Source organism: Pseudodesulfovibrio senegalensis (assembly GCF_008830225.1).
GTDB classification, from domain to species: domain Bacteria; phylum Desulfobacterota; class Desulfovibrionia; order Desulfovibrionales; family Desulfovibrionaceae; genus Pseudodesulfovibrio; species Pseudodesulfovibrio senegalensis.
On sequence record NZ_WAIE01000002.1, the window covers coordinates 248,775 to 267,705 of the forward strand.

18 protein-coding genes are annotated in these 18,931 nt (G+C 58.4%); 10 read left to right on the top strand and 8 right to left on the bottom strand.

Features of this window, described 5'->3' with window-relative positions:
- Nucleotide 1: 1 nt before the first annotated feature.
- The 4 genes from F8A88_RS07345 to F8A88_RS07360 all read left to right on the top strand — a co-directional run bounded on the left by F8A88_RS07345 (nt 2) and on the right by F8A88_RS07360 (nt 3,645).
- Nucleotides 2-991 carry a hydrogenase small subunit gene (locus F8A88_RS07345; RefSeq protein WP_151150483.1) on the top strand — a complete coding sequence of 330 codons (990 nt, stop codon included), beginning with the start codon at nt 2-4 and terminating at the stop codon, nt 989-991.
- A 59-nt stretch (nt 992-1,050) separates the two neighbouring features.
- Nucleotides 1,051-2,784 carry a nickel-dependent hydrogenase large subunit gene (locus F8A88_RS07350; RefSeq protein ID WP_151150484.1) on the top strand — a complete coding sequence of 578 codons (1,734 nt, stop codon included), beginning with the start codon at nt 1,051-1,053 and terminating at the stop codon, nt 2,782-2,784.
- 74 nt (nt 2,785-2,858) lie between these two features.
- Nucleotides 2,859-3,410, top strand: a complete 552-nt coding sequence (locus F8A88_RS07355; RefSeq protein WP_151150485.1) for a HyaD/HybD family hydrogenase maturation endopeptidase — start codon at nt 2,859-2,861, stop codon at nt 3,408-3,410.
- Entirely contained in the window at nt 3,388-3,645 is a 258-nt protein-coding gene (locus F8A88_RS07360; protein WP_151150486.1) for a HypC/HybG/HupF family hydrogenase formation chaperone, read from the top strand. Before F8A88_RS07355 ends, F8A88_RS07360 begins: the two co-directional genes overlap by 23 nt.
- 63 nt (nt 3,646-3,708) lie before the next feature.
- Here the strand turns inward: F8A88_RS07360 and F8A88_RS07365 are convergent, their stop codons facing one another.
- The 4 genes from F8A88_RS07365 to nagZ all read right to left on the bottom strand — a co-directional run bounded on the left by F8A88_RS07365 (nt 3,709) and on the right by nagZ (nt 10,731).
- Nucleotides 3,709-6,864 carry an efflux RND transporter permease subunit gene (locus tag F8A88_RS07365; protein WP_151150487.1) on the bottom strand — a complete coding sequence of 1,052 codons (3,156 nt, stop codon included), beginning with the start codon at nt 6,862-6,864 and terminating at the stop codon, nt 3,709-3,711.
- Complete coding sequence (locus F8A88_RS07370) at nt 6,854-8,062, bottom strand: efflux RND transporter periplasmic adaptor subunit (RefSeq protein ID WP_161598356.1); 1,209 nt, start codon at nt 8,060-8,062, stop codon at nt 6,854-6,856. The genes F8A88_RS07365 and F8A88_RS07370 overlap by 11 nt, the downstream gene beginning before the upstream one ends.
- Before the next feature lie 4 nt (nt 8,063-8,066).
- Nucleotides 8,067-9,500, bottom strand: coding sequence for an efflux transporter outer membrane subunit (locus tag F8A88_RS07375; RefSeq protein ID WP_151150489.1), 1,434 nt, complete (start codon nt 9,498-9,500; stop codon nt 8,067-8,069).
- A 97-nt stretch (nt 9,501-9,597) separates the two neighbouring features.
- A complete protein-coding gene (gene nagZ, locus F8A88_RS07380) occupies nt 9,598-10,731 on the bottom strand; it encodes a beta-N-acetylhexosaminidase (protein ID WP_170283781.1) in 1,134 nt (377 codons plus the stop codon).
- An 86-nt stretch (nt 10,732-10,817) separates the two neighbouring features.
- Between nagZ and F8A88_RS07385 the strand changes: the two genes are divergently transcribed.
- The 3 genes from F8A88_RS07385 (at nt 10,818) to F8A88_RS07395 (ending at nt 13,530) form a co-directional block, all read left to right on the top strand.
- Nucleotides 10,818-11,843: a rhomboid family intramembrane serine protease gene (locus F8A88_RS07385; RefSeq protein ID WP_151150490.1), complete on the top strand. Its 1,026-nt coding sequence runs from the start codon at nt 10,818-10,820 to the stop codon at nt 11,841-11,843.
- Between the two features lie 77 nt (nt 11,844-11,920).
- Nucleotides 11,921-12,721, top strand: a complete 801-nt coding sequence (locus F8A88_RS07390; protein WP_170283782.1) for a metal ABC transporter ATP-binding protein — start codon at nt 11,921-11,923, stop codon at nt 12,719-12,721.
- Between the two features lie 2 nt (nt 12,722-12,723).
- Entirely contained in the window at nt 12,724-13,530 is an 807-nt protein-coding gene (locus F8A88_RS07395; RefSeq protein ID WP_151150491.1) for a metal ABC transporter permease, read from the top strand.
- Here F8A88_RS07395 and F8A88_RS07400 read toward each other — a convergent pair.
- A complete protein-coding gene (locus tag F8A88_RS07400) occupies nt 13,527-13,955 on the bottom strand; it encodes a DUF3592 domain-containing protein (protein ID WP_151150492.1) in 429 nt (142 codons plus the stop codon). The genes F8A88_RS07395 and F8A88_RS07400 overlap by 4 nt on opposite strands.
- 119 nt (nt 13,956-14,074) lie before the next feature.
- Here F8A88_RS07400 and F8A88_RS07405 point away from each other — a divergent pair, with 119 nt between their 5' ends.
- The gene (locus F8A88_RS07405) at nt 14,075-14,452 is read left to right on the top strand and encodes a hypothetical protein (protein ID WP_151150493.1); all 378 of its coding nucleotides are present in this window, start codon (nt 14,075-14,077) and stop codon (nt 14,450-14,452) included.
- A gap of 58 nt (nt 14,453-14,510) precedes the next feature.
- Here the strand turns inward: F8A88_RS07405 and F8A88_RS07410 are convergent, their stop codons facing one another.
- The gene (locus F8A88_RS07410) at nt 14,511-15,134 is read right to left on the bottom strand and encodes a D-sedoheptulose 7-phosphate isomerase (protein WP_151150494.1); all 624 of its coding nucleotides are present in this window, start codon (nt 15,132-15,134) and stop codon (nt 14,511-14,513) included.
- A gap of 262 nt (nt 15,135-15,396) precedes the next feature.
- Between F8A88_RS07410 and purU the strand changes: the two genes are divergently transcribed.
- On the top strand, nt 15,397-16,281 hold the full coding sequence (gene purU / locus F8A88_RS07415; protein ID WP_206666397.1) for a formyltetrahydrofolate deformylase: 885 nt from the start codon (nt 15,397-15,399) through the stop codon (nt 16,279-16,281).
- A 42-nt stretch (nt 16,282-16,323) separates the two neighbouring features.
- Here the strand turns inward: purU and F8A88_RS07420 are convergent, their stop codons facing one another.
- Nucleotides 16,324-17,880: a hypothetical protein gene (locus tag F8A88_RS07420; protein ID WP_151150495.1), complete on the bottom strand. Its 1,557-nt coding sequence runs from the start codon at nt 17,878-17,880 to the stop codon at nt 16,324-16,326.
- Nucleotides 17,881-18,092: 212 nt separating this feature from the next.
- On the opposite strand from F8A88_RS07420, the gene F8A88_RS07425 reads away from it, so the two are divergent.
- Complete coding sequence (locus F8A88_RS07425) at nt 18,093-18,404, top strand: zinc-ribbon domain-containing protein (protein WP_161598357.1); 312 nt, start codon at nt 18,093-18,095, stop codon at nt 18,402-18,404.
- A gap of 1 nt (nt 18,405) precedes the next feature.
- Here F8A88_RS07425 and F8A88_RS07430 read toward each other — a convergent pair whose 3' ends face one another.
- Nucleotides 18,406-18,927, bottom strand: coding sequence for a hypothetical protein (locus tag F8A88_RS07430; RefSeq protein WP_151150497.1), 522 nt, complete (start codon nt 18,925-18,927; stop codon nt 18,406-18,408).
- Nucleotides 18,928-18,931: the final 4 nt, after the last annotated feature.

An 18,931-nucleotide genomic window follows, 5' to 3' on the forward strand; every position in this document is an offset into this window, starting at 1 on the left:
TATGAAAATTTCCGTAGGTCATGGCAGAGACGGTGCTGTGGAACGGTTGGAGAAGCGGGGTGTTTCTCGCCGTGATTTCATGAAGTTCTGCGGAACCGTTGCCGCTGTCATGGGCATGGGCCCTGCTTTCGCTCCGAAAGTGGCTCAGGCTCTGACCTCAGACAATCGGCCTAATGTCATTTGGCTTCACAATGCGGAGTGTACCGGATGTTCCGAGTCCATTTTGCGTACAGTTGAGCCGTACATCGATGCTCTGATCCTCGATGTGATTTCCCTTAACTACCATGAGACCATCATGGCCGCAGCCGGTGAAATGGCCGAAAAGGCCCTGGTTGACACCATGAAGGATCCCAAGGGTTACGTCGCAGTGGTGGAAGGCGCAGTGCCCACCGCCGTTGCCGGCGTGAACAACGAGCCCGGCGCTCACGGCAAGGTTTCCGGCCACACAATGCTGGACACCACCGTGAAAGTGGTCAAGGGCGCGCAGGCTACCATCTGTTATGGTACGTGTGCCACCTACGGCGGCGTTCAGGCTGCCGCTCCGAACCCGACCCAGGCCAAGGGCGTCAGCGAAGTGGTTCCCGGCGCTCCCATCGTGAACGTGCCCGGCTGTCCGCCGAACCCGTTCAACCTGGTCGGCACCATCGTTCATTATCTTACCAAGGGTCTGCCCGAGCTGGACGAAGTCCTGCGCCCGGTCGCATTCTACGGCGAGAGCGTGCACGACAATTGCCCGCGTCAGGAATTCTTCGACAACGACCAGTTTGCTCCCTCCTTTGGCTCTGAAGAAGCCAGGAAGGGCTGGTGCCTGCGCAAGCTCGGCTGCCGCGGTCCCGAAACCTACAACAACTGCCCCACTGTCAAGTTCAACCAGATCAACTGGCCGGTTCAGGCGGGTCACCCCTGCATCGGTTGCTCCGAGCCCGGATTCTGGGACGGAGAGAACTGGGAAGGCATCAATTACATGTATGCCGATTTGACCGAAATCTAGGACAGTTCAGCGTTTCGTTAACAAAGTAGACGAGTTAGACGAAGCAAGGAGGAAACGATATGGCTGGTTGCACTCCTAAAGCCGCTCCCGCCTGGACATGGGCCGAGGGCAAGGGCGAACGGGTTGTTGTCGACCCGGTTACCCGCATTGAGGGCCATCTTCGCGTTGAAGCCATCGTCGAAGACGGCAAGATTATTGACGTGAAAAGCAGTTCTCAGCTTTTCCGTGGACTTGAAATCATTCTGAAAGGTCGCGATCCGCGCGATGCTCAGCATTTCACCCAGCGCTCCTGCGGTGTCTGCACCTACGTGCACGCACTGGCATCCACCCGCGCCGTTGACAATGCTGTCGGTGTTGACAAGGTTCTGCCTCACAACGCCACCATCATCCGCAACTTGGTCATGGCCGCTCAGTTCATGCACGACCACATCGTGCATTTCTATCATCTGCATGCCCTGGACTGGGTCAACGTCGCCAATGCCCTGAACGCCGACGTGAGCAAGGCTGCCGAACTGGCCAAGGCTGTTGCCGGAACCGTTCGCACCCCCAAGACCTTCTCCAGCAAGGAAGACCTCCAGAAGACCAAGGATACCGTTCAGGGTATTGTGGATTCCGGTCGTCTGGGCATCTTCACCAACGCCTACTTCCTGAAGCCCGGCGGACACGACGCCTACAAGCTTCCTGCGGAAGTGGACCTGATCGCCACCTGCCACTACCTGAAGGCTCTGCACCTGCAGGTCAAGGCAGCGCGCATGATGGCCGTGTACGGCGCAAAGAACCCGCACACCCAGTTCACCGTCATGGGCGGCGTGACCTGCTACGAAGGCCTCACCGACAAGTACATCAACGACTTCCTGGGCCTGTACGAAGAGGTCAAGGACTTCATCCTGGATTACTACATCCCGGATCTGATCGCTGTTGCCGGTTTCTACAAGGATTGGGCCGCCATCGGCGGAACCACCAACTTCCTGAGCTTCGGCGAGTTCCCCGCACAGGGCGGCGAAGCCGATCTCAACTCCCGCTACATCAAGCCTGGCGTCATTTACGATCGCAAGATCGGCAATGTGAAAGCCTTTGATCCCGAAAAGATCGAAGAGCACGTCAAGCACAGCTGGTACAAGCCGGGCGATCCCAAGCATCCGTACAAAGGTGTCACCGAACCCCAGTACACAAGCTTGGACGACAACGAGCGCTACAGCTGGATGAAGGCTCCGCGTTACGACGGTCGCAGCATCGAAGTGGGACCGCTGGCTCACTGTCTGGTCAACTTCGGTCTCGGTCAGCCCGAGTTCGTCAAGTACGTCAACTTCGTGCTGGACAAGCTGGAAGTCGGCCCCGACGCTCTGTTCTCCACGCTGGGTCGTACCGGCGCACGCGGCATCGAGTGCCTGATCATCGCACTCAAGACTGCCGAGTGGGTTGAAGACCTCAAGGAAAACGTGGCCAAGGGCAAAGTCGACATCTGCAAGGATTGGGACATGCCCGAAAGCGCCATGGGCGTGGGTTTTGTCAACGCTCCGCGCGGTGCCCTGTCTCACTGGCTCGATATCAAGGGCGGCAAGATCGACAACTTCCAGTTGGTCGTCCCCTCCACATGGAACCTCGGCCCCCGTTGCGACAACGACCTGGCCAGCCCTGTGGAAGAAGCCCTCATGGACAACACTCCGATCTTCGATCCCGAGCGTCCGGTCGAAATCCTTCGTACCGTTCACTCCTATGACCCCTGCATCGCCTGCGGCGTGCATGTCATCGACAACAAGACCGGTAATGTCCAGAAGTTCAAGATCCTGTAATTGACGGGAAACACAACCAACACTGGCGGGAATCCGGGGTTGACCTCCGGGTTCCCGTCTTTTAATTGAAATCAATGGAAAACACAGAAACACGCATACTCGTTCTCGGCGTTGGCAACGTGCTCTACACGGACGAAGGCTTCGGTGTCCGCGTTGTGGAGGATCTGGAGCAGAATTACGAGTTCCCCCCGCACGTCACGGTTATGGACGGCGGCACACTTGGCACCAAGCTCATGGGGCCGATCATGGAATGTGACGCGTTGGTCATCGTTGACATCGTGCTCAACGACGGCCAGCCCGGTGATATTCATCGTCTCATGGGTGACGACCTCAGCAAATGTCTTGCCTTCAAGAATTCCATGCACCAGACGGACTTGCTTGACGTGCTTGCAAACTGTAAGCTGATCGGGCAATGTCCGGCTGCGGACAAGGTGGTGCTCATCGGGGTTGAGCCCCGGGATTACCAGACCATGTCCACGGCGCTTTCTCCTGAACTGGAAGAACGCCTGCCGGAGGTTGTCGGTATAATGCTCAAGGAAATCGAAGCCGTTGGCGGGTCCTGGAAAAAGCGCACGACGGATAATCCTTCAGGGGAGAAGATTTATGTGCCTCGCAGTGCCAATTGAGATTTTGGAAATCGAAGACGATATGGCCACCGGCCGGGTTGGCGAAGGGGATGCCACCATCCAGACTTCGCTGATGCTTCTGGACGAGCAGGTTGATGTCGGCGACTGGATTATTGTCCATGCCGGTTTTGCCTTGCGCAAGCTGGACCCGCAGGAAGCCCGGGAAACTTTGAAAATTTTGCGTGATATCGTGCGGCTGACCGAAGAGGCCGGCATTCAGCAGGACATGCTGTAGACGATTTGACGCATCGGTGAAAAAAGAGAAACACGGAATCCGGTTGCCGGATTCCGTGTTTTTTTATGCCTTGTGTCCGCCGGCAGTATGATGCTGCCTGCTTTCCGGCGGCCGGTCCTTGCCGCGCTGCAGCAATGTCTGCGCATCGTGCAGGATCATGTACAGGCAGGGCACGATGCCCAGGGTTATTGTCGTGGCAAAGACGATGCCGAATCCCAGGGACAGGGCCATGGGAATGATGAATTTGGCCTGTCGAGAGGTTTCGAAGATGATGGGCATGATGCCGAAGAACGTTGTCAACGTTGTCAGCACGATGGGACGGAATCGTTGCGTGCCGGCCTCAATGATTGCATCGTGCACTTCCTGTCCGGTTGCCCGCAGTCCGTTGATGCGATCGAGGAATACCAGCGAGTCGTTGACCACCACTCCGGTGAGGGCCACGATGCCGAACAGGCTCATGAGTGAAAGCGAGTAGCCCATGATCAGGTGCCCGGCCACGGCGCCCACCATGCCGAAGGGGATGGCGGTCATGATTACCATTGGCTGGAAATAGCTGCGCAACGGAATGGCCAGAAGGGCGAAAATGCCGAGCATGGCCATGAGCAGACCGGTGAAGAGTGAGGAGATGCCTTCGGATATGTCGGCCTGCTTGCCTTCAAAGCCATAGCTCAGGCCCGGATACTTGGCCATGAGACCCGGCAGCACGTTGGCCACCACATCAGCACGTATGCGGTCGGTCTGGCTTTCAGGCCGGATGTCCGCTGTAACCTCGATGATGCGTTGGCCGTCGCGTCGGTCGATGGAGGTGTAGGAACGTCCTTCAGCCATGTCCACGGCGTCGCGCAGCAGCACTTCCTTGCCCTCGTCCGTAAGCAGTACGAAGTCGTCCAGACTTTGTTCGGTCATGCGTTCGCTTTTGGGCAGACGCACCATGACCGAAACCTCGTTGCGGCCGCGCTGGAAGCTGGTGGCCTGTGTGCCGTAATATGCGGCGCGCACCTGCCGGGCCACGGATTCGGCGCTCAGGCCGAGACTTTTGGCCTCCGGGCGTATCGTGAAGTCGAGTTGCCGCTTGCCCGGCAGGAAACCGTCGTCGATCTCACTGGCATTGGGATAAGTGCCCAGCTTTTCGGCCAATTCTGCAGCGGCGAGTTTGAGCGTATCCACATCCTTGTGGCGAAGCTCCACGGTGAAGGATTTTCCCGAACCAGGGCCGCCCTTGTCGCTCTTGAATGTGATGGTGTCCAGCCCCGGAATTCTACCGGTTTTTCTTTTCCATGCCTGTACGAAATCGAATGTGGACATGGGCCGCTGTTCCGCATCCGTGAGATAAAAGAATGCCTCCACAACGTGGGAGCCGGACGAGTTGTCTGCGTTGCCGCCTATCTGGGCATAATATCCCTTGCAGAGGGTGTCCTGGCCGTTGGCCGCACCCACTGCCTCTCCGGATTTCAGGAGCTGGTCCCGAACTTTTTTGCTGGCCTCAACGGACGATCCGTAGGGCAGCACCGCAAGGCAGTATGCGTAGTCCGACTCCGTGCGCTCCATGAAGGTCAGGCCGATGCGACCGCTGGCAATGTAGGCCCCGGTCAGCAGCAGAACGGCCACGGCCGAGGCCAGCAGCATGTACCGGGCGTTCAGGGATTTGGCCAGCAACGGCCTGTATACCCTGTTGATGAAGCCCTGCAGCCATCGGTCCACATGGCGTTGTATCCTGACGATGGGTTGCAGCAGCGGGCTGCCCTTGCCGTGTACATGGGAAAGGTGGGCGGGCAGCACGAACAGGCTCTCGATCAGTGAAATGGCGAAAACCACGCAGACCACGGCCGGAATATTGACCATGAATTTGCCCATGACTCCGGGGATGAAGAACAGGGGCATGAAGGTCACGATGTTGGTCAGCACGGAAAAGATCACGGGTACGGCCACTTCACGCGCCCCGGTAATGGCCGCCTGCTTCGCGTTCATGCCTTTCTGCATGTTGGAGTAGACGTTTTCGCCTACCACGATGGCGTCGTCCACCACGATGCCGAGCGAGATCAGGAAGCCGAACATGCTGAGCATGTTGATGCTCACGTTCGTGGCGGGCATGAACAGGAATGCCCCGCAAAAGGATATGGGAATGCCCAGCCCCACCCAAAATGCCAGACGCGGTTCAAGGAACAGGCCGAGCAGGATGAACACCAGCCCCAGGCCGAGGTAGGCGTTGTTCAGCAGCAGTTCCATGCGGCTTCTGAACATGTCCGAATGGTCGTTGAGGATTTCCACGGACACGCCTTCCGGAAGCTGGTTTCGCAGTTGCGCGAGGTATTCCTTGCCCGCGTCGGAAACCTCGATGGGCGTCTGGTCACCGACCCGGTAGACCTCCACCTTGATGGCGGGTTCGCCATCGTAGGTGGTGATGATGTCTTCATCCTCGAATGCGTCGATGACCGTGGCGATGTCGCCCACAAGCACCTGTGATCCTGTGGACGTTGTCAGCAGCGGAGTGGCCGCAAACTGGCTGCCGTAATCCCTGCGTTCCTTCATGCGTACCAGTATTTCGCCGCCCGAGGCCTTGATGCTGCCTCCGGGCAGTTCCACGGACGCGGCTTCAATCTTGTTGGCCACGTCCTGCAGGGTGAGGCCGTACGCGCGCAGCTTGTCCTGCGGGATCTCGATGGATATCTCGTAATCAGGCACCAGTGACAGTTCGGTCTTGGTGATGTGGGGGCTCAGGGTCATGTCGTCGCGAACCTGCTCGGCAAGGGTGCGCAGGGTCGTTTCCGGCACGTTGCCGTGCACCATGATCTGGAGCACTTCGTGACTTCGGGATATGGTCGTCACCTCAGGGTCGTCGGCGTCCTCGGGAAAATTGGTGATGCGCTCCACTTCGGACTGTATTTCGTCCTTGAGCTTCATGAGGTCGTAGCCGCTGACCGCTTCCACGGTCACGGTGCCGCTCTGTTCCCGAGCCGATGATGAAACTTCGTTGACCCCGTCCAGTCCGCGCACCGCGTCCTCGATGGGCAGGATGATGCCTTTTTCCACCTCTTCCGGGCTGGCGCCGTCGTAGGAAACCGAGACCATGACCCAGTCCAGCTCAAAGTCGGGCATGACTTCCTGCTTGATTTGCGGCAGGAACAGCAGTCCTCCTATCATGAGCACGGCCATGAGCAGGTTGGCCGCAACGGTGTTGCCGGCCATCCACGCGATGGGCCCTTTCCCGTTATCCTTCATCCGGGCCTCCGGCGGCCACCTGTACGGTCATGCCGTGTACCGGTGCGGAAAGGTCGGAGGTGATGATGGATTCTCCGGGCTTTATCTGGTTGCGGACGACAACGTTGGAAACGTCTTTCCAGACCGGGTCCACCTTGCGGATTTCCAGTTTGTTGCCTTCGCCGAGAATCCACACTGAGCTGTCGTCGTGCAAGGCTGTGCGGGGAATGACCACCACATCGTCCAGTTCCCTGCTTTGAATCCTTGCCCGTACATAGGTGCCCAGCAATAGCGGCGGTGTATCCTTTTCCCCTTTCATGTTCAGCGGATCTTTCACGGTAATGAGTACTCGGGCCATGCGGCTATCCGTTTCAAGAGACGGCAACAGGCTGGTTACGCGCCCGGTGCGGGTATACGTCTGGCCGCCGCTTTTCACTGTGATGCGCACCGGTGATCCGTCGTTTTCGTGTCCCTGGCGGGGAATGGCTACCCAGCCGAGACGGTCGGAAGCAATGGAGGCCTCGACCCAGAATTCGTCCGTGCCCACAAGGGTGGCCACGGTGTCGTTGGTGGACAGGGTGGACCCTACGTCCACATTCTTTTCCTGCACGATGGCAGCGAACGGAGCCTTGATGGTCGTGCGTTCGAGGTTCAGGCGCGCGTCGCGCAGGGTTGCCTCGGCTGCGGCCAGCGCGGCTTGCGCCTTGAGCAGGTGCGGCTTGCGCAGGGCCAATTCCGCCTCCTTGCTGGTGGCGGGCTTGGTGCCCAGAACAGCCCACTCCTTTTTGGCCACGTTCTGATAGCCTTCTTCCACGCGCAGGTCGTACCGGGCTTCGGCCACCGTGCTCTTGGCCTCGTTTACGGCCAGTTCGTATTCCTCCCGTTCGATCTGCACCAGGAGTTCGCCCTCGCTGACATGACCGCCGGGCTTGAAGTGCGGGGTTACGGATTGCACCCGGCCGCTCACCTGCGAGCCGATGGTGACTTCCTTGGCAGCTGTCACGGTACCCATGATCGGCAGCCAGACCTGATACCCCTTCAGCTGTGCCGGTGCCGTCGTTACCAGCGGCAGCACACGTTTGGGCTTGGCCTTTTGGGGCTTGGGCGCAGTGGCGATCATGGCGCATGCCCCGGCCACTGCGGCCGCCACAATAAGCAGGGGCAGCAGGAATTTGAGCACAGCAGAGTATTTCTTTTTGGGTGCTTCCCTATTGGTCATGGTTTTACCCTTGTTCTTCATTCGGAGATTCGTCTTTTTGGTCTTCGGCAAGAGGGAGGGCATGCATCCAGTCGCCGCCGAGGGCCTCGTACAGACCTATGCGGTATTGCAGCAATTCCAGTCGATTGGTGACCAGCGAGATTTCAAGATTCTGTACGCTGGTCAATGCGCTGAGCACGTCCAGATATTCCGTGAGCCCGGCCACGTAACGGGCCAGCGCTTCCTTGAAGTTGTTGCGCGCGGCATCCAGTTCCGCCTGCAGGGCCGCAACGTACTTGCGTTGCCATTGTTCCCCGGCCATGGCGTTTTCCACTTCCATGACCGCCGTGAGAACGGTTTCCCGGTAGGCGTAGAGGTGTTCCTCGGCCACGGCGCGGGTTCGTTCCACTTCGGCCCTGCGGCTGCCCCCGTCGAATATGGGGCCGGTGATGGATGCGGCCAGCGCGTACATCCAGCCGTCGAACAGGGTGGCCAGCTGTGCGCCGTTGAACTGGCCATTGCCGGTCAGGCTCAATGACGGCAGGCGGTCCGCCCGCGCAGCAGCCACGCTCCAGTCCGCAGAGTGCAGGCGCAGTCCGGCCGCACGCACGTCCGGTCGTTTTGCCAGAAGGTCTGCCGGCAATCCCGAAGCAGGCGGGGCAGGCATGTCCGGAAGGGGACGTTCGGCAAGGACTATCGTGCTCCCGGCTGGTTTTCCCAGCAACAGGTTGAGCTGGTTGTGCAGGGTTTGCTGCTTGAGGAGTATGGGCGGGAGTTTGGACTTGGCGCTGGCCACGGCCTCGCGCTGCTGATAGACGTCCAGCGCCGTGGACAGGGCATTTTCGAAACGCAGTTCTATCAGTTCGAGATAGGTCTCGTTTGTCTTGATCTGGGCGCGTACCAGTTTTTCCAGTTCACGCTGTGCCTTGATTTCCAGCCAGCGAGAGGCCACCTCCGAAGCCACGGTCATGGCGGTGGCGGCCATGTCTTCCCGGGTGGCGTTGGCTTCCAGCGTGTCGGCCATGGTGGTGGCGTTGATGCGGCCCCACAGGTCCAGTTCGTAGCTGGCGGCCAGCCCCAGTTCATGGGTCTCGGTATTGTATGCCGGGCCGCCGCTTTCCGGGCGTGTGCGCGTGTGCGAATAGTCGCCGGATGCATCAAGGCTGGGGTATTTGGCCGCACCGCTTTTGACTGCCGAGGCGTTGGCCTGCTTGAGTCGCGCCCATGCCTGAAGCAGGTCCATGTTTGCCGTGAGCGCAGTCTCCACCAGTCCGCTCAGTTCGTCGTCGTCGAAATTCTGCCACCAACGGTCCGGGGTGGCAGGTTCCTCGGGATACAAGGAATAGGCCGCAGGCAGGCTGCCCTCGGGGTTGGTTCGTGGTTGCGGCGTGAATTGTGTGCAGGCTCCCATGATGATGAGCAGCGGCAGGAATCCCGCAACAATGAGTTTCTTTTTCATGTATTCCCCTGAAAAGGTGGTTATGCCCCTTTGTTCGCAGGGGAAGCGGGTATGGTTACATGGGTAACAAAAAAATAGTATGTTCTTGGAATATTGTTTATTTGATGAGATTTTTTTTGAGTTTAATGATTCGGCCGTACGATTCGCGGATGCGTTCCATGGACACGGCGCCTTCTTCCACAAGAGAGCGGATGACGGCCATTGCCCTGACGGCAATCCGGGGATCGTAACTCAGGTTGTTGCCGAAAAGCAGCATGTCTGCGCCCGCGGCGATTGCGAGCCGGATGGTTTCGCGAAAACCGTATTGTGTGCTGATGGCCTTCATGTTCAGGTCGTCGGTGACCACCACGCCCTGCCACCCCAGTTGTTTGCGCAAAAGACCGTTGATGACCCGGGGCGAAAGGGTTGCCGGGTGGTCAGGGTCCAGTTTGGCGTTGAAGATGTGCGCGGTCATGATCATGTCCACGCGGTTTTGCGCGATGAGGGTGCGGTAGGGAGTCAGTTCTTCGGGTTTCCATGTGTCGGTTACGTCCGTGACTCCGAGATGGCTGTCGCTGCCGGCGCTTCCGTGCCCCGGGAAATGTTTGATGCAGGAAAGTACGCCGTGAGCGTGCAGTCCATTGATGAATTCGCCGGCAAATGCGGCCACCCGGTCCGGCCGGTATGAGAAGCTGCGCCCGATGGCGCCGATGGCCGGGCTTGCCGGGTTTTCGTTCACATCCACCACCGGGGCGAAGTCCAGATTGAACCCTGCGCCACGCAGCATGGCTCCGATCTTTTCCCCGGCCAGCAGTGCCTGCCGGGTATCCCCAGTGGCCCCGATGGCCTGAGCAGAAGGTGTCTGCGCAAAGCCGTATCGGGCCTTGAGGCGTTGGACCCGTCCTCCTTCCTGGTCCACGGCCACCAGCAGCGGCACCTCGGCCGCGTCGCGGAGTGTCTGGGTCAGCCGGGCCACCTGTTGCGGATTTTTGATGTTGCGCTCGGGCTTGTGCAGAGCCACATCGTAATCGAAAAGAATCACGCCGCCGAGGTGGCGTTCCCTGATGTCGAGCATGATCGGGGAGTTTGCGTTTACGTCATACCCGCGGAATCCGATCATGAGCATCTGGCCGGCCATGCGTTCGAGCTGCCGGGCGTCCTTCCGGCTCAGGGGAGAAGCCGTTGCCGGAACCGTCATGACAATCAGGAGCAGCGTCGCAAGCACGGTGCAGGAGGAAGTGATCTGTTTCATGGGCTGGAGATACATCCTTTCCCCTGCCATGTGAAGCTGTTGCATGTGACACTTCACGAACGGGGCATAACGGTTTATCAAAAGGCATGAGGATCGAACCGCCCCGTCCCACCCTCTTGCGCCGCCTGCTGCATCCGGCATGGACAAACGTTGTCCCCTTGGTTTCCGGTCGAGACGGCGACGACTTTCCGCATGCAGGGAATCCCGGCGAACGGACATTGCAGGATTGGCGGCTGGTGCTGCTGGCCCGGAACATCCCCTGCCGCATTCGTACGGATCGGGAGCATGGCGTTCGCAAGCTTGTTGTTCCGGCGTGGTTTGCCCGACGCGCCGCAGAGGAAATCGGTTTGTATCTTCGTGAAAACCGCGACGATCCGGTTGTTCTTCCGGCAGAACCGTTACGGGCTCCGGGGGCGGTTTCCCTGCCGTTGGGTTTCATGTGTTTGATGATTCTTTTTCATGCGTGCACCACCATGGCCTTTCCCGTGGTCGGGATTTTTCCGGGCCACTGGGAGCCGCTTGGCAGCGCCCATGCCGAGCGCATGCTGGCCGGGGAGTGGTGGCGTGCCGTCACGGCCCTGACATTGCACGGTAACGCCGCGCACGTGCTGGGCAATGCGGTTGTGGGAGGGACTTTCCTGGTCATTCTGGGCAGGCAGGTGGGACCGGGACTGGCATTGTTTTTAAGTCTTGCCTGTGGGGTTGCGGGCAATATGATCAATGCCGTTGTTTTGGGACCGCCGCATGATTCCATAGGTTTTTCCACGGCGGTTTTCGGAACGGCCGGGCTGTTGGCCTCGGTACACCCTTTTGTTGCCGGCACGGTGGCGAGGGCCGGACCCGTGAATGTGAGCGCATGGCTGTTCCGGGGCATGCATTCCTTTTTCGTGCCCATGGCCGCGGGGTTGGGGTTGTTGGCCATGCTCGGTTCGGGCGGAGAGAATACCGACCTGGGCGCGCATTTGTTCGGCTTTTGCTCCGGACTGGTCACGGGATTGCCGCTGGGCCTGTTCGTGCGCTCGCACGGACCGCTGGCCCGACCAGTTGATCGATTCGCTGCGTGGTTGTGCCTTCTCATGATAATCGTCGCCTGGATAGTTGTTTCCTGCTAATGATTGGCATGGTTTGCATTGTTGGCGGCGTGTTGTATTCTTTCTTGGTCTGGATCATCTTTTAACAGCAGGAGGGCATGGTGGCGGACCATGTTGTTTCCTTGCAGGACGTGACGTTTGCCTACAACGGCACGCCTGTTCTCGAGCATGTGAATCTCGAAATCGAGCGCGGTGATTTTGTGGCCGTTCTCGGCCCCAACGGCGGGGGCAAATCCACCTTGATAAAATTGTTGCTCGGGCTGATTTCCCCGCAGCAGGGAACCGTGCACGTGCTTGGGTGTTCTCCCGGCGAATGCGGTGACCGCATCGGCTACATGCCCCAGTACACCAACGTGTCCGGTTCCTTTCCCATCACGGTTCTGGACGTGGTTTCCATGGGCGTGGTGCGTTCCGGGTTTGCGGGCGTGGCCGGATTGCGACCCGGAAGGGATGCGATGCGCAAGGCGCTCGGGGCCTTGGAACGCGTAGGGCTTGAGACTTCGGCAGGGCGCTGCATAGCAGAACTCTCCGGAGGGCAACGGCAGCGGGTCTTCATAGCCCGTGCTATTGTTTCCGATCCCGATCTGCTGCTGCTGGACGAGCCCACGGCCAGCGTGGATCAGGAAAACCGGGTCAGCCTGTTCGGTTTGCTCAGGGAACTGAACCGCAACATGACCATCATCATGGTCAGTCACGATATTTCCACCATTGCCAAGAGTGTCAAATCCGTGGCCTGTGTGAACAGGACCCTGCATTTCCACAACGCCCCGCTGATAACCGGCGAAATGTTCAAGATGGCCTATGGCGAAGAGGGGGGCTGTTGTCCCGTGGAGCTGGTGGCGCATGGCGACATTCCGCACCGGGTGCTGGAACACCATCATACAGAGGATAATGACTGATCATGGAAATGCTGCATCTCGAATTCATGCAAAATGCCCTGCTGGCCGGGATTTTGGCCAGCATCATCTGCGGCGTGATCGGAACGCTCGTGGTGGTCAACCGCATTGTCTTTCTCTCCGGCGGCGTGGCTCATGCCTCATATGGCGGCGTTGGGTTGGCCTTTTTTTTGGGCCTGCCCGTTCTGCCGGTGACCACGTTGTTTGCCCTTGGCGCAGCCATGATCATGGCCTGGGTGACCCTGCACCGCAAGGAAAGGGCCGATACCGTTGTGGGTGTTCTCTGGGCCGCTGGCATGGCCTTGGGTATCATCCTGCTGGATATCACCCCCGGCTACAACGTGGACCTGATGAGCTACCTTTTCGGGAGCATTTTGGCCGTGCCGCGCGCGGATCTTTGGCCTATGGCGGTTCTGGCCGCCGTTGTCCTGGGCGTAACCCTGGCCTGCTACCGGGGTTTTCAGGTCATGAGTTTTGACGAGGATTTTGCCCGCGCCCGCGGGGTCCCTGTGGATTTCCTGCATTTCTTGCTGCTGGGGCTCATCGCCCTTGCCGTTGTCATGATCATCCGCATCGTGGGGTTGATTCTGGTCATTGCGCTGCTGACCATTCCCCCGTTCATGGCTGAACGGCGTTCGCGTTCACTGGGCGGCATGATGCTGCGTTCCAGCTTGCTGAGCGTTTTTTTCTGTGTGGTCGGTTTGTGGATATCCTATGCCATGGACATCACTTCCGGTGCGGCCATCATTGCGGTCGCCTCGGTGGCCTTTTTTGCGTCATTTTTGCTGCCAGCACGGGCAGGGAAGTGCTAGTCGCCCCGTATCCATTGCCGGAGCTTGATCTGAAAGGCGGGTTCGATCATGAATTGGGCCCGGGACAGGGCAGGGTTCGCCCGGGCAAAGAAGACCTTGATGCGGTCGCCCTTGTTGAGCCGTTGCCATCTGTCCCGTGGCAGGTTGGCCATGCCCACGTGTTCGATGCCTTCCATGTCGGAATAGCGGTAGGTGATCAGGTACAGGGGGCCGTCCGAATCAGGTTCCGTGCGTTTGGAAAAAACAACACCCCGTGTCGAATGTTCGCCCAGTGCGCGAATGCGCTCTTCGCGGAAGGTGTCGTAGGGCAGTGAACTCAAGGCCCATATGATCAGGGCCGTTCCTGCAAAGCCCAGGGCAATGCGCATGATGCGGACAGCCTTGGTCCGCGGGGGGCCGCTTTTGTGGTATCTGTCTCCGAACATGGCTGAACAATAGCCTGCAAGCAGAAGAGTCGCAAGTTCCAACCCCTTGTGAAAACGGTTGCTTTTTGCGTCGAGCTGAATACAATCCACTCCGGCCGCCTGCGGTCCGGGAATATTCAATGAATCATTGTACCATAGATACCATAGAGCAAAGCATTTTGCGCATGACCGCAACGGTTCGGGAATCCCTTGCGCGTGAGGTTGCGCGCAGCTTTGGCGAAGACCCGGGCCGGGAAGCTCTCGGCTGGTGGGTGCTCGCCTGCGGCAAAAAGCTCGACCCGGACGATTTCCGAAGCCGCGACGCGGTCCGCGATGAATTGCGGCGGAAGGTGGCTGATTCCGGCGTCATTCTGGCGGAGCATGTGTGGGTTTGGGATGAGGCCGGCGTGGCGCAACTGGTGGTCGCCACCTTGCCCAACAGGGAGCGGGCCGAACGGGTTGCCGAAAAGCTGCGCACCAAAGGGTTGACCATACGGGTTCGTCCGGAAAAGATATGAAAAGAAAAAGGGCCGGTCCTCATGGACCGGCCCTTTTCATTATGTCTCATGAAGGCCGCTAGGTCTGCTGGCCCGTGAGATAGGGCGTGAGTTCCGCCACTTCCTCGAACAGGAAATGATCGATCAGATGGCAGAGCATGTGCCCCGCGGCTATGTGGATTTCCTGAATCACGGGCGTGTCGTCGCTGGGTGTGAGTATCAGGTAGTCGCTGACCGGGAGCATTTCTCCGCCGTGTTGGCCTACCATGCCCACGGTGATGACGTTGCGTTTGCGTGCTTCGCGCATGGCCCGGATCACGTTGGTGCTGGTGCCGGAGGTGGACAGCCCGACCAGAATGTCTCCCGGGTTGCCCAGCGCCATGACCTGCTTCTCGAATATTTCGTCAAAGCTGTAGTCGTTGCCGATTGCCGTTATGGCCGAGGTGTCCGTGGTCAATGCCAGGCCGGGCAGTGGCGGGCGTTCCATCTTGAAGCGGTTGACAAGCTCGGCCGCAAGATGCTGGCTGTCGGCAGCGCTGCCGCCGTTGCCGCAAAACATGATTTTGCCGCCGTTGGCAAGGCTCACTGCCATGGTCCGTGCGATGTCCACCAGCGACTCCGCCCGTTCGTCAAAGAACTTCTGGCGTGCCGTGATCCCGGCCTGGGCATGGTCCATGACCTTTTTCAATGCGTTTTTGGACATTATCATTCTCCCGTGAGGGCTGTGTTTCGTGACGATTGCAATGCAAGGCGAAGCGTATCGGAAACAGGGGGTTCGCGCAACGCGTTGTGGGCTGATGTACCGATTTCCCGGGCGCGCGCAAGAAAAATCTTTTGTTTCGATTTGATTTGCGCTAGACGGGCCGATGGCACCGTTGAGGCGTTTGAACGCGAAATGTGTGTGCTTTTACAACGCTTTTTCTAATCAAAGTCGTTATTTTTCAAATATATATGCGGAGAGTTAAATGATCAGTGAATCCAGGAAGGGTGTAGCTCGGCTTGTGGTCAAATGTCAGGACAAACCCGGGATCGTCGCTGCGGTTTCCGGCTTCCTCCACTCACGTGGGGCCAACATCATCCATTCGGACCAACATTCGTCGGATGCCGAGGGCGGCATGTTTTTCATGCGCAACGAATTTTACCTGCCCGGTATGGACATGGACGGCCTGGAGGCCTTCAAGCAGGAGTTTTCCAGGGAAGTGGCCGAGCGGTTCGGCATGCGTTGCTGGAGCATGAACCCCGCCTGGGTGCGCAAGAAAATGGCCATTCTGGTTTCCCGGTATGATCATGCACTCATGGAGTTGCTGTGGCGTTGGGCGCGCGATGAAATCTACGCGGATATCACCATGGTGGTCAGCAACCATCCGGACCTGCGTGAGCCGGTCGAGACCTTTGTTCCCTTCCATCACGTGCCCGTGGGGCGCAGTCCCGAGGAAAAGGCCGAGGCCGAGGCCCGGATTCTTGATATGCTCGAAGGCCAGGCCGATGTGGTCGTGCTTGCCCGGTATATGCAGATTCTGTCACCGAAGTTCGTGCAGCGGTATCCGATGAAGGTCATCAATATTCACCATTCCTTTCTGCCCGCTTTTGTGGGCGCGGACCCGTATCGCCGGGCTGCGGAACGCGGGGTCAAGCTCATCGGGGCAACGGCCCATTACGTGACCGAAGAACTGGATCAGGGACCGATCATCGAGCAGGACGTGATTCGGGTGAAGCACAGCCACAGCATCGACGACCTCAAATCCAGCGGTGCGGACGTTGAACGCCACGTTTTGGCACGTGCCGTTCGCTGGCATGTGGAGGATCGTGTCATCGTGGATGGCAACAAGACGGTTGTGTTTCAGCGCTAACGACTGCGTGGGCCGGGTGTCGGCGTTTGGTTGCGGCCGTATTCAGGATCGGGTCGCGTTCTCGGCTGGAGTGTTGGCTGATCTGGGTGCCGAGACTCCGTATTTGGAAAGTATTTCTGCAAGCTTGGCGTTCAGGTTCGTGGTGGTGCGGGATACCTGCTCCAGGTTGACCAGTACCATGATGTCCACACGGAACAGGGGGGTCCCCCAAAGTGTCTTGATGCCTTCGAGAAATTCCGGTTCCACCTGAAGCGCGTTCAGGATCTGGCCCAGCTGTTTGGGCTGTTTGGCCCGGAAGAGCATGTATTCCTTCTTGGTGCTGTCGACGGCAAACAGCTTTGCCTTGCGGATTTTACTGATGCCCGGCAACTGGTCGACCTCTGCCTCGGTTGTCCTTCGGGCCCGCGCACTGCGCACCATGATCTTGCCGCCCTCGTCCATGCCGATCTCCCGGAGGATGTGCATGAAGTGGTGCTCCAGCATGAAGAAGAGCACTTTTTCAAGGGCCGCGGTGTTGAAGTTGCGCATGAGCGGGACAATGCTTTTGGTTTCCCCGGGAATGAATTTTTCCAGTGCGGAAAAGAAATTGCGGCTGGTCATGCCGATGGCCAACGTCGCCCCAACGCCCAAAGCCACCACCTGATTGAGCAGGAATTCAAATGAATTTTCCCTGTTCCCCTCTTCCTTTTCGACCTTGTTCTTGTTCACGATTCGGTTTTGGTATTCCCGGGCAAAGTCCTCGGATATGGGGTCAATGCATACGATGCGTGCCGCGTTCAGGTAGTCTCCTTCCTTGAGAAAGCCCTCGGGCATGAAGGAGAGACCGCGTAACAGCGTGTTCTGCACGATCTTGGCCCTGCGGCGTTCCTTGAAGCCTGCTTCGCTGAGCTCATAGGTCTTTTGCAGCCGGGTTTTTTCGATGGTGGCCGAGGTGGGGTTCAACTGGGCCAGAATGTCATCGAAGAGAAAGCGGATGACCAGAAAGGAGCGCTCTTTGGACAGGTTGTATTTGCGTTCGGCCAGAATTTCCTTGTGCGCATTTTCCACGCGGCTGGCCACGAAATGCTGCACGAAGGCATGCCAGAAATTGATGTCCAGTTCATATTTCTCGATCAGGGCGCTGTAGTCGTTGAGGGATTCCTGTCCAAAGTAGCGCAGCACCATTTCTTCGAAGTTGTCCGTGATCAGGGCCATTCCGTAAACGATGCCCTGCACGCATTTGATGAGGATGACCTCGGTGTTGTGGAGCTGGGCGCCGACAACGTCCATGGCCTTTTTGTCATCGTTGGCCCGGGCCTTGTCGTAGCGGGTCACCAGGGTCATGAAAATGCCGGCCATTTTCTGGATGAAATCGTATCCGGGATGTTGGCCCCGGTTGCACATCAGCTCGATGACGCTGTTCTGCTGCGCCTTGAGCAGGGGAAATTCGTTGATGTTCCCGTGGTTGATGCGCACGAATTCGAGCAGCATTTCCCGTTCGAGAACCTCGCGCAATGCGGCTCCGTCCTTGAGTTCGAGGAGTTTTTTGCGGTAGGCGGCATATCGTTGCTCTCGTGAGAGTTGCTGATTGCCTTGAGCTGATGAACTGTTTTGGGTCATTGATATCCGTTTTGGCCGTTGGAGGTCGTGATTTCCGTGTTCCAAATGATGAAATAGCGCAAACCTTTCTTCAAGGCAATAAGCTGCCGTTTTTGCTTGCGTGTATTTTCTGGAATCAGGGGCGGTTCTGAGCTAGGGTCGTGCCGGCGGGAGCTGTTCCGCCATGCTTTCGGCAGCGTTTTGTCCGATGGCGAATCTGATTGATGGAGTCCATGATGATAGTTTGTACCCGTTGCGGGAATCCCAATGACGACAAGGCGCGGCGCTGCAAGCGTTGCGGCCATAAGCTTCAATCGTCGATACGGCCTGCGCCCGGGCCTTCCGCGCAGTGGGAAAAACTTGAACCCATGCGCTCGCATATCACCCCGGAGCGGCGGGCCGAATTGATGCGCATGTTCGAAGCCTGTGCCTATTCGTTGGCTGTGGTGGCCGCCGTAGCGTTTTCAGCCGTTTCCGGGCTGTGGTGGCCCCTGTATGCCGTCATGGCCGTTGTGGCCGTGTTGGTTGTGGTGCGCCGGTTGTAGGCTATTGGCCTGCGGCCGCGGGAGCGTCAGCCGGTTGTTCGGCTTCGGTGCCGTTCAGGTCGTCCAGCGCCCGCTTCAGGTCTTCGTCCAGAAGGTCGGGAATGGGCCGGTTCCAGAAATCTTCCGCCGACTGTTCGTCCAGCGTCTTGGGCGCACAAACCACGATTTTGCTTCGTTTGGGGCATTCCGGGTTCAAATACTCCACCACACTGCATTTGGATGGCATGTCGAAGACGTAAGGAATTGTGTGCGTGATCCTGTGGAATTCCTTGCCTTCGATACGGATGTATCCGCCTCCCACACCGCAGTAGAACTGGGTTTCCTTTTTCGCATAAAAGGTGCTGAACAGATACAGGCCGTCCTTGACCTTGGCCACCATGTTGAGTTCCACGGGATCCTTGCACAGCATGCGGGAAAGTACCTGTCGGCACAGCTCGATGTTCATCGTATCGATTTCATCGCTGCGCGCCTGCGTGGGCGCGAGCATGAACAGGGCGAGAAGGAGGGCGGCCAGAAATCTCATGGTT

Excerpts from the sequence above, each read along its gene's own strand:
- F8A88_RS07345 (WP_151150483.1), top strand. The coding sequence starts at position 2 with ATGAAAATTTCCGTAGGTCATGGCAGAGACGGTGCTGTGGAACGGTTG.
- purU (WP_206666397.1), top strand. The coding sequence starts at position 15,397 with ATGATCAGTGAATCCAGGAAGGGTGTAGCTCGGCTTGTGGTCAAATGT.
- F8A88_RS07400 (WP_151150492.1), bottom strand. The coding sequence starts at position 13,955 with ATGTTCGGAGACAGATACCACAAAAGCGGCCCCCCGCGGACCAAGGCT.
- F8A88_RS07355 (WP_151150485.1), top strand. The coding sequence starts at position 2,859 with ATGGAAAACACAGAAACACGCATACTCGTTCTCGGCGTTGGCAACGTG.
- F8A88_RS07370 (WP_161598356.1), bottom strand. The coding sequence starts at position 8,062 with ATGACCAATAGGGAAGCACCCAAAAAGAAATACTCTGCTGTGCTCAAA.
- F8A88_RS07375 (WP_151150489.1), bottom strand. The coding sequence starts at position 9,500 with ATGAAAAAGAAACTCATTGTTGCGGGATTCCTGCCGCTGCTCATCATC.
- F8A88_RS07430 (WP_151150497.1), bottom strand. The coding sequence starts at position 18,927 with ATGAGATTTCTGGCCGCCCTCCTTCTCGCCCTGTTCATGCTCGCGCCC.
- F8A88_RS07360 (WP_151150486.1), top strand. The coding sequence starts at position 3,388 with ATGTGCCTCGCAGTGCCAATTGAGATTTTGGAAATCGAAGACGATATG.
- F8A88_RS07410 (WP_151150494.1), bottom strand. The coding sequence starts at position 15,134 with ATGTCCAAAAACGCATTGAAAAAGGTCATGGACCATGCCCAGGCCGGG.
- F8A88_RS07385 (WP_151150490.1), top strand. The coding sequence starts at position 10,818 with ATGAGGATCGAACCGCCCCGTCCCACCCTCTTGCGCCGCCTGCTGCAT.
- F8A88_RS07365 (WP_151150487.1), bottom strand. The coding sequence starts at position 6,864 with ATGAAGGATAACGGGAAAGGGCCCATCGCGTGGATGGCCGGCAACACC.
- F8A88_RS07350 (WP_151150484.1), top strand. The coding sequence starts at position 1,051 with ATGGCTGGTTGCACTCCTAAAGCCGCTCCCGCCTGGACATGGGCCGAG.
- F8A88_RS07390 (WP_170283782.1), top strand. The coding sequence starts at position 11,921 with ATGGTGGCGGACCATGTTGTTTCCTTGCAGGACGTGACGTTTGCCTAC.
- F8A88_RS07425 (WP_161598357.1), top strand. The coding sequence starts at position 18,093 with ATGATGATAGTTTGTACCCGTTGCGGGAATCCCAATGACGACAAGGCG.
- F8A88_RS07405 (WP_151150493.1), top strand. The coding sequence starts at position 14,075 with ATGAATCATTGTACCATAGATACCATAGAGCAAAGCATTTTGCGCATG.
- F8A88_RS07420 (WP_151150495.1), bottom strand. The coding sequence starts at position 17,880 with ATGACCCAAAACAGTTCATCAGCTCAAGGCAATCAGCAACTCTCACGA.
- nagZ (WP_170283781.1), bottom strand. The coding sequence starts at position 10,731 with ATGAAACAGATCACTTCCTCCTGCACCGTGCTTGCGACGCTGCTCCTG.
- F8A88_RS07395 (WP_151150491.1), top strand. The coding sequence starts at position 12,724 with ATGGAAATGCTGCATCTCGAATTCATGCAAAATGCCCTGCTGGCCGGG.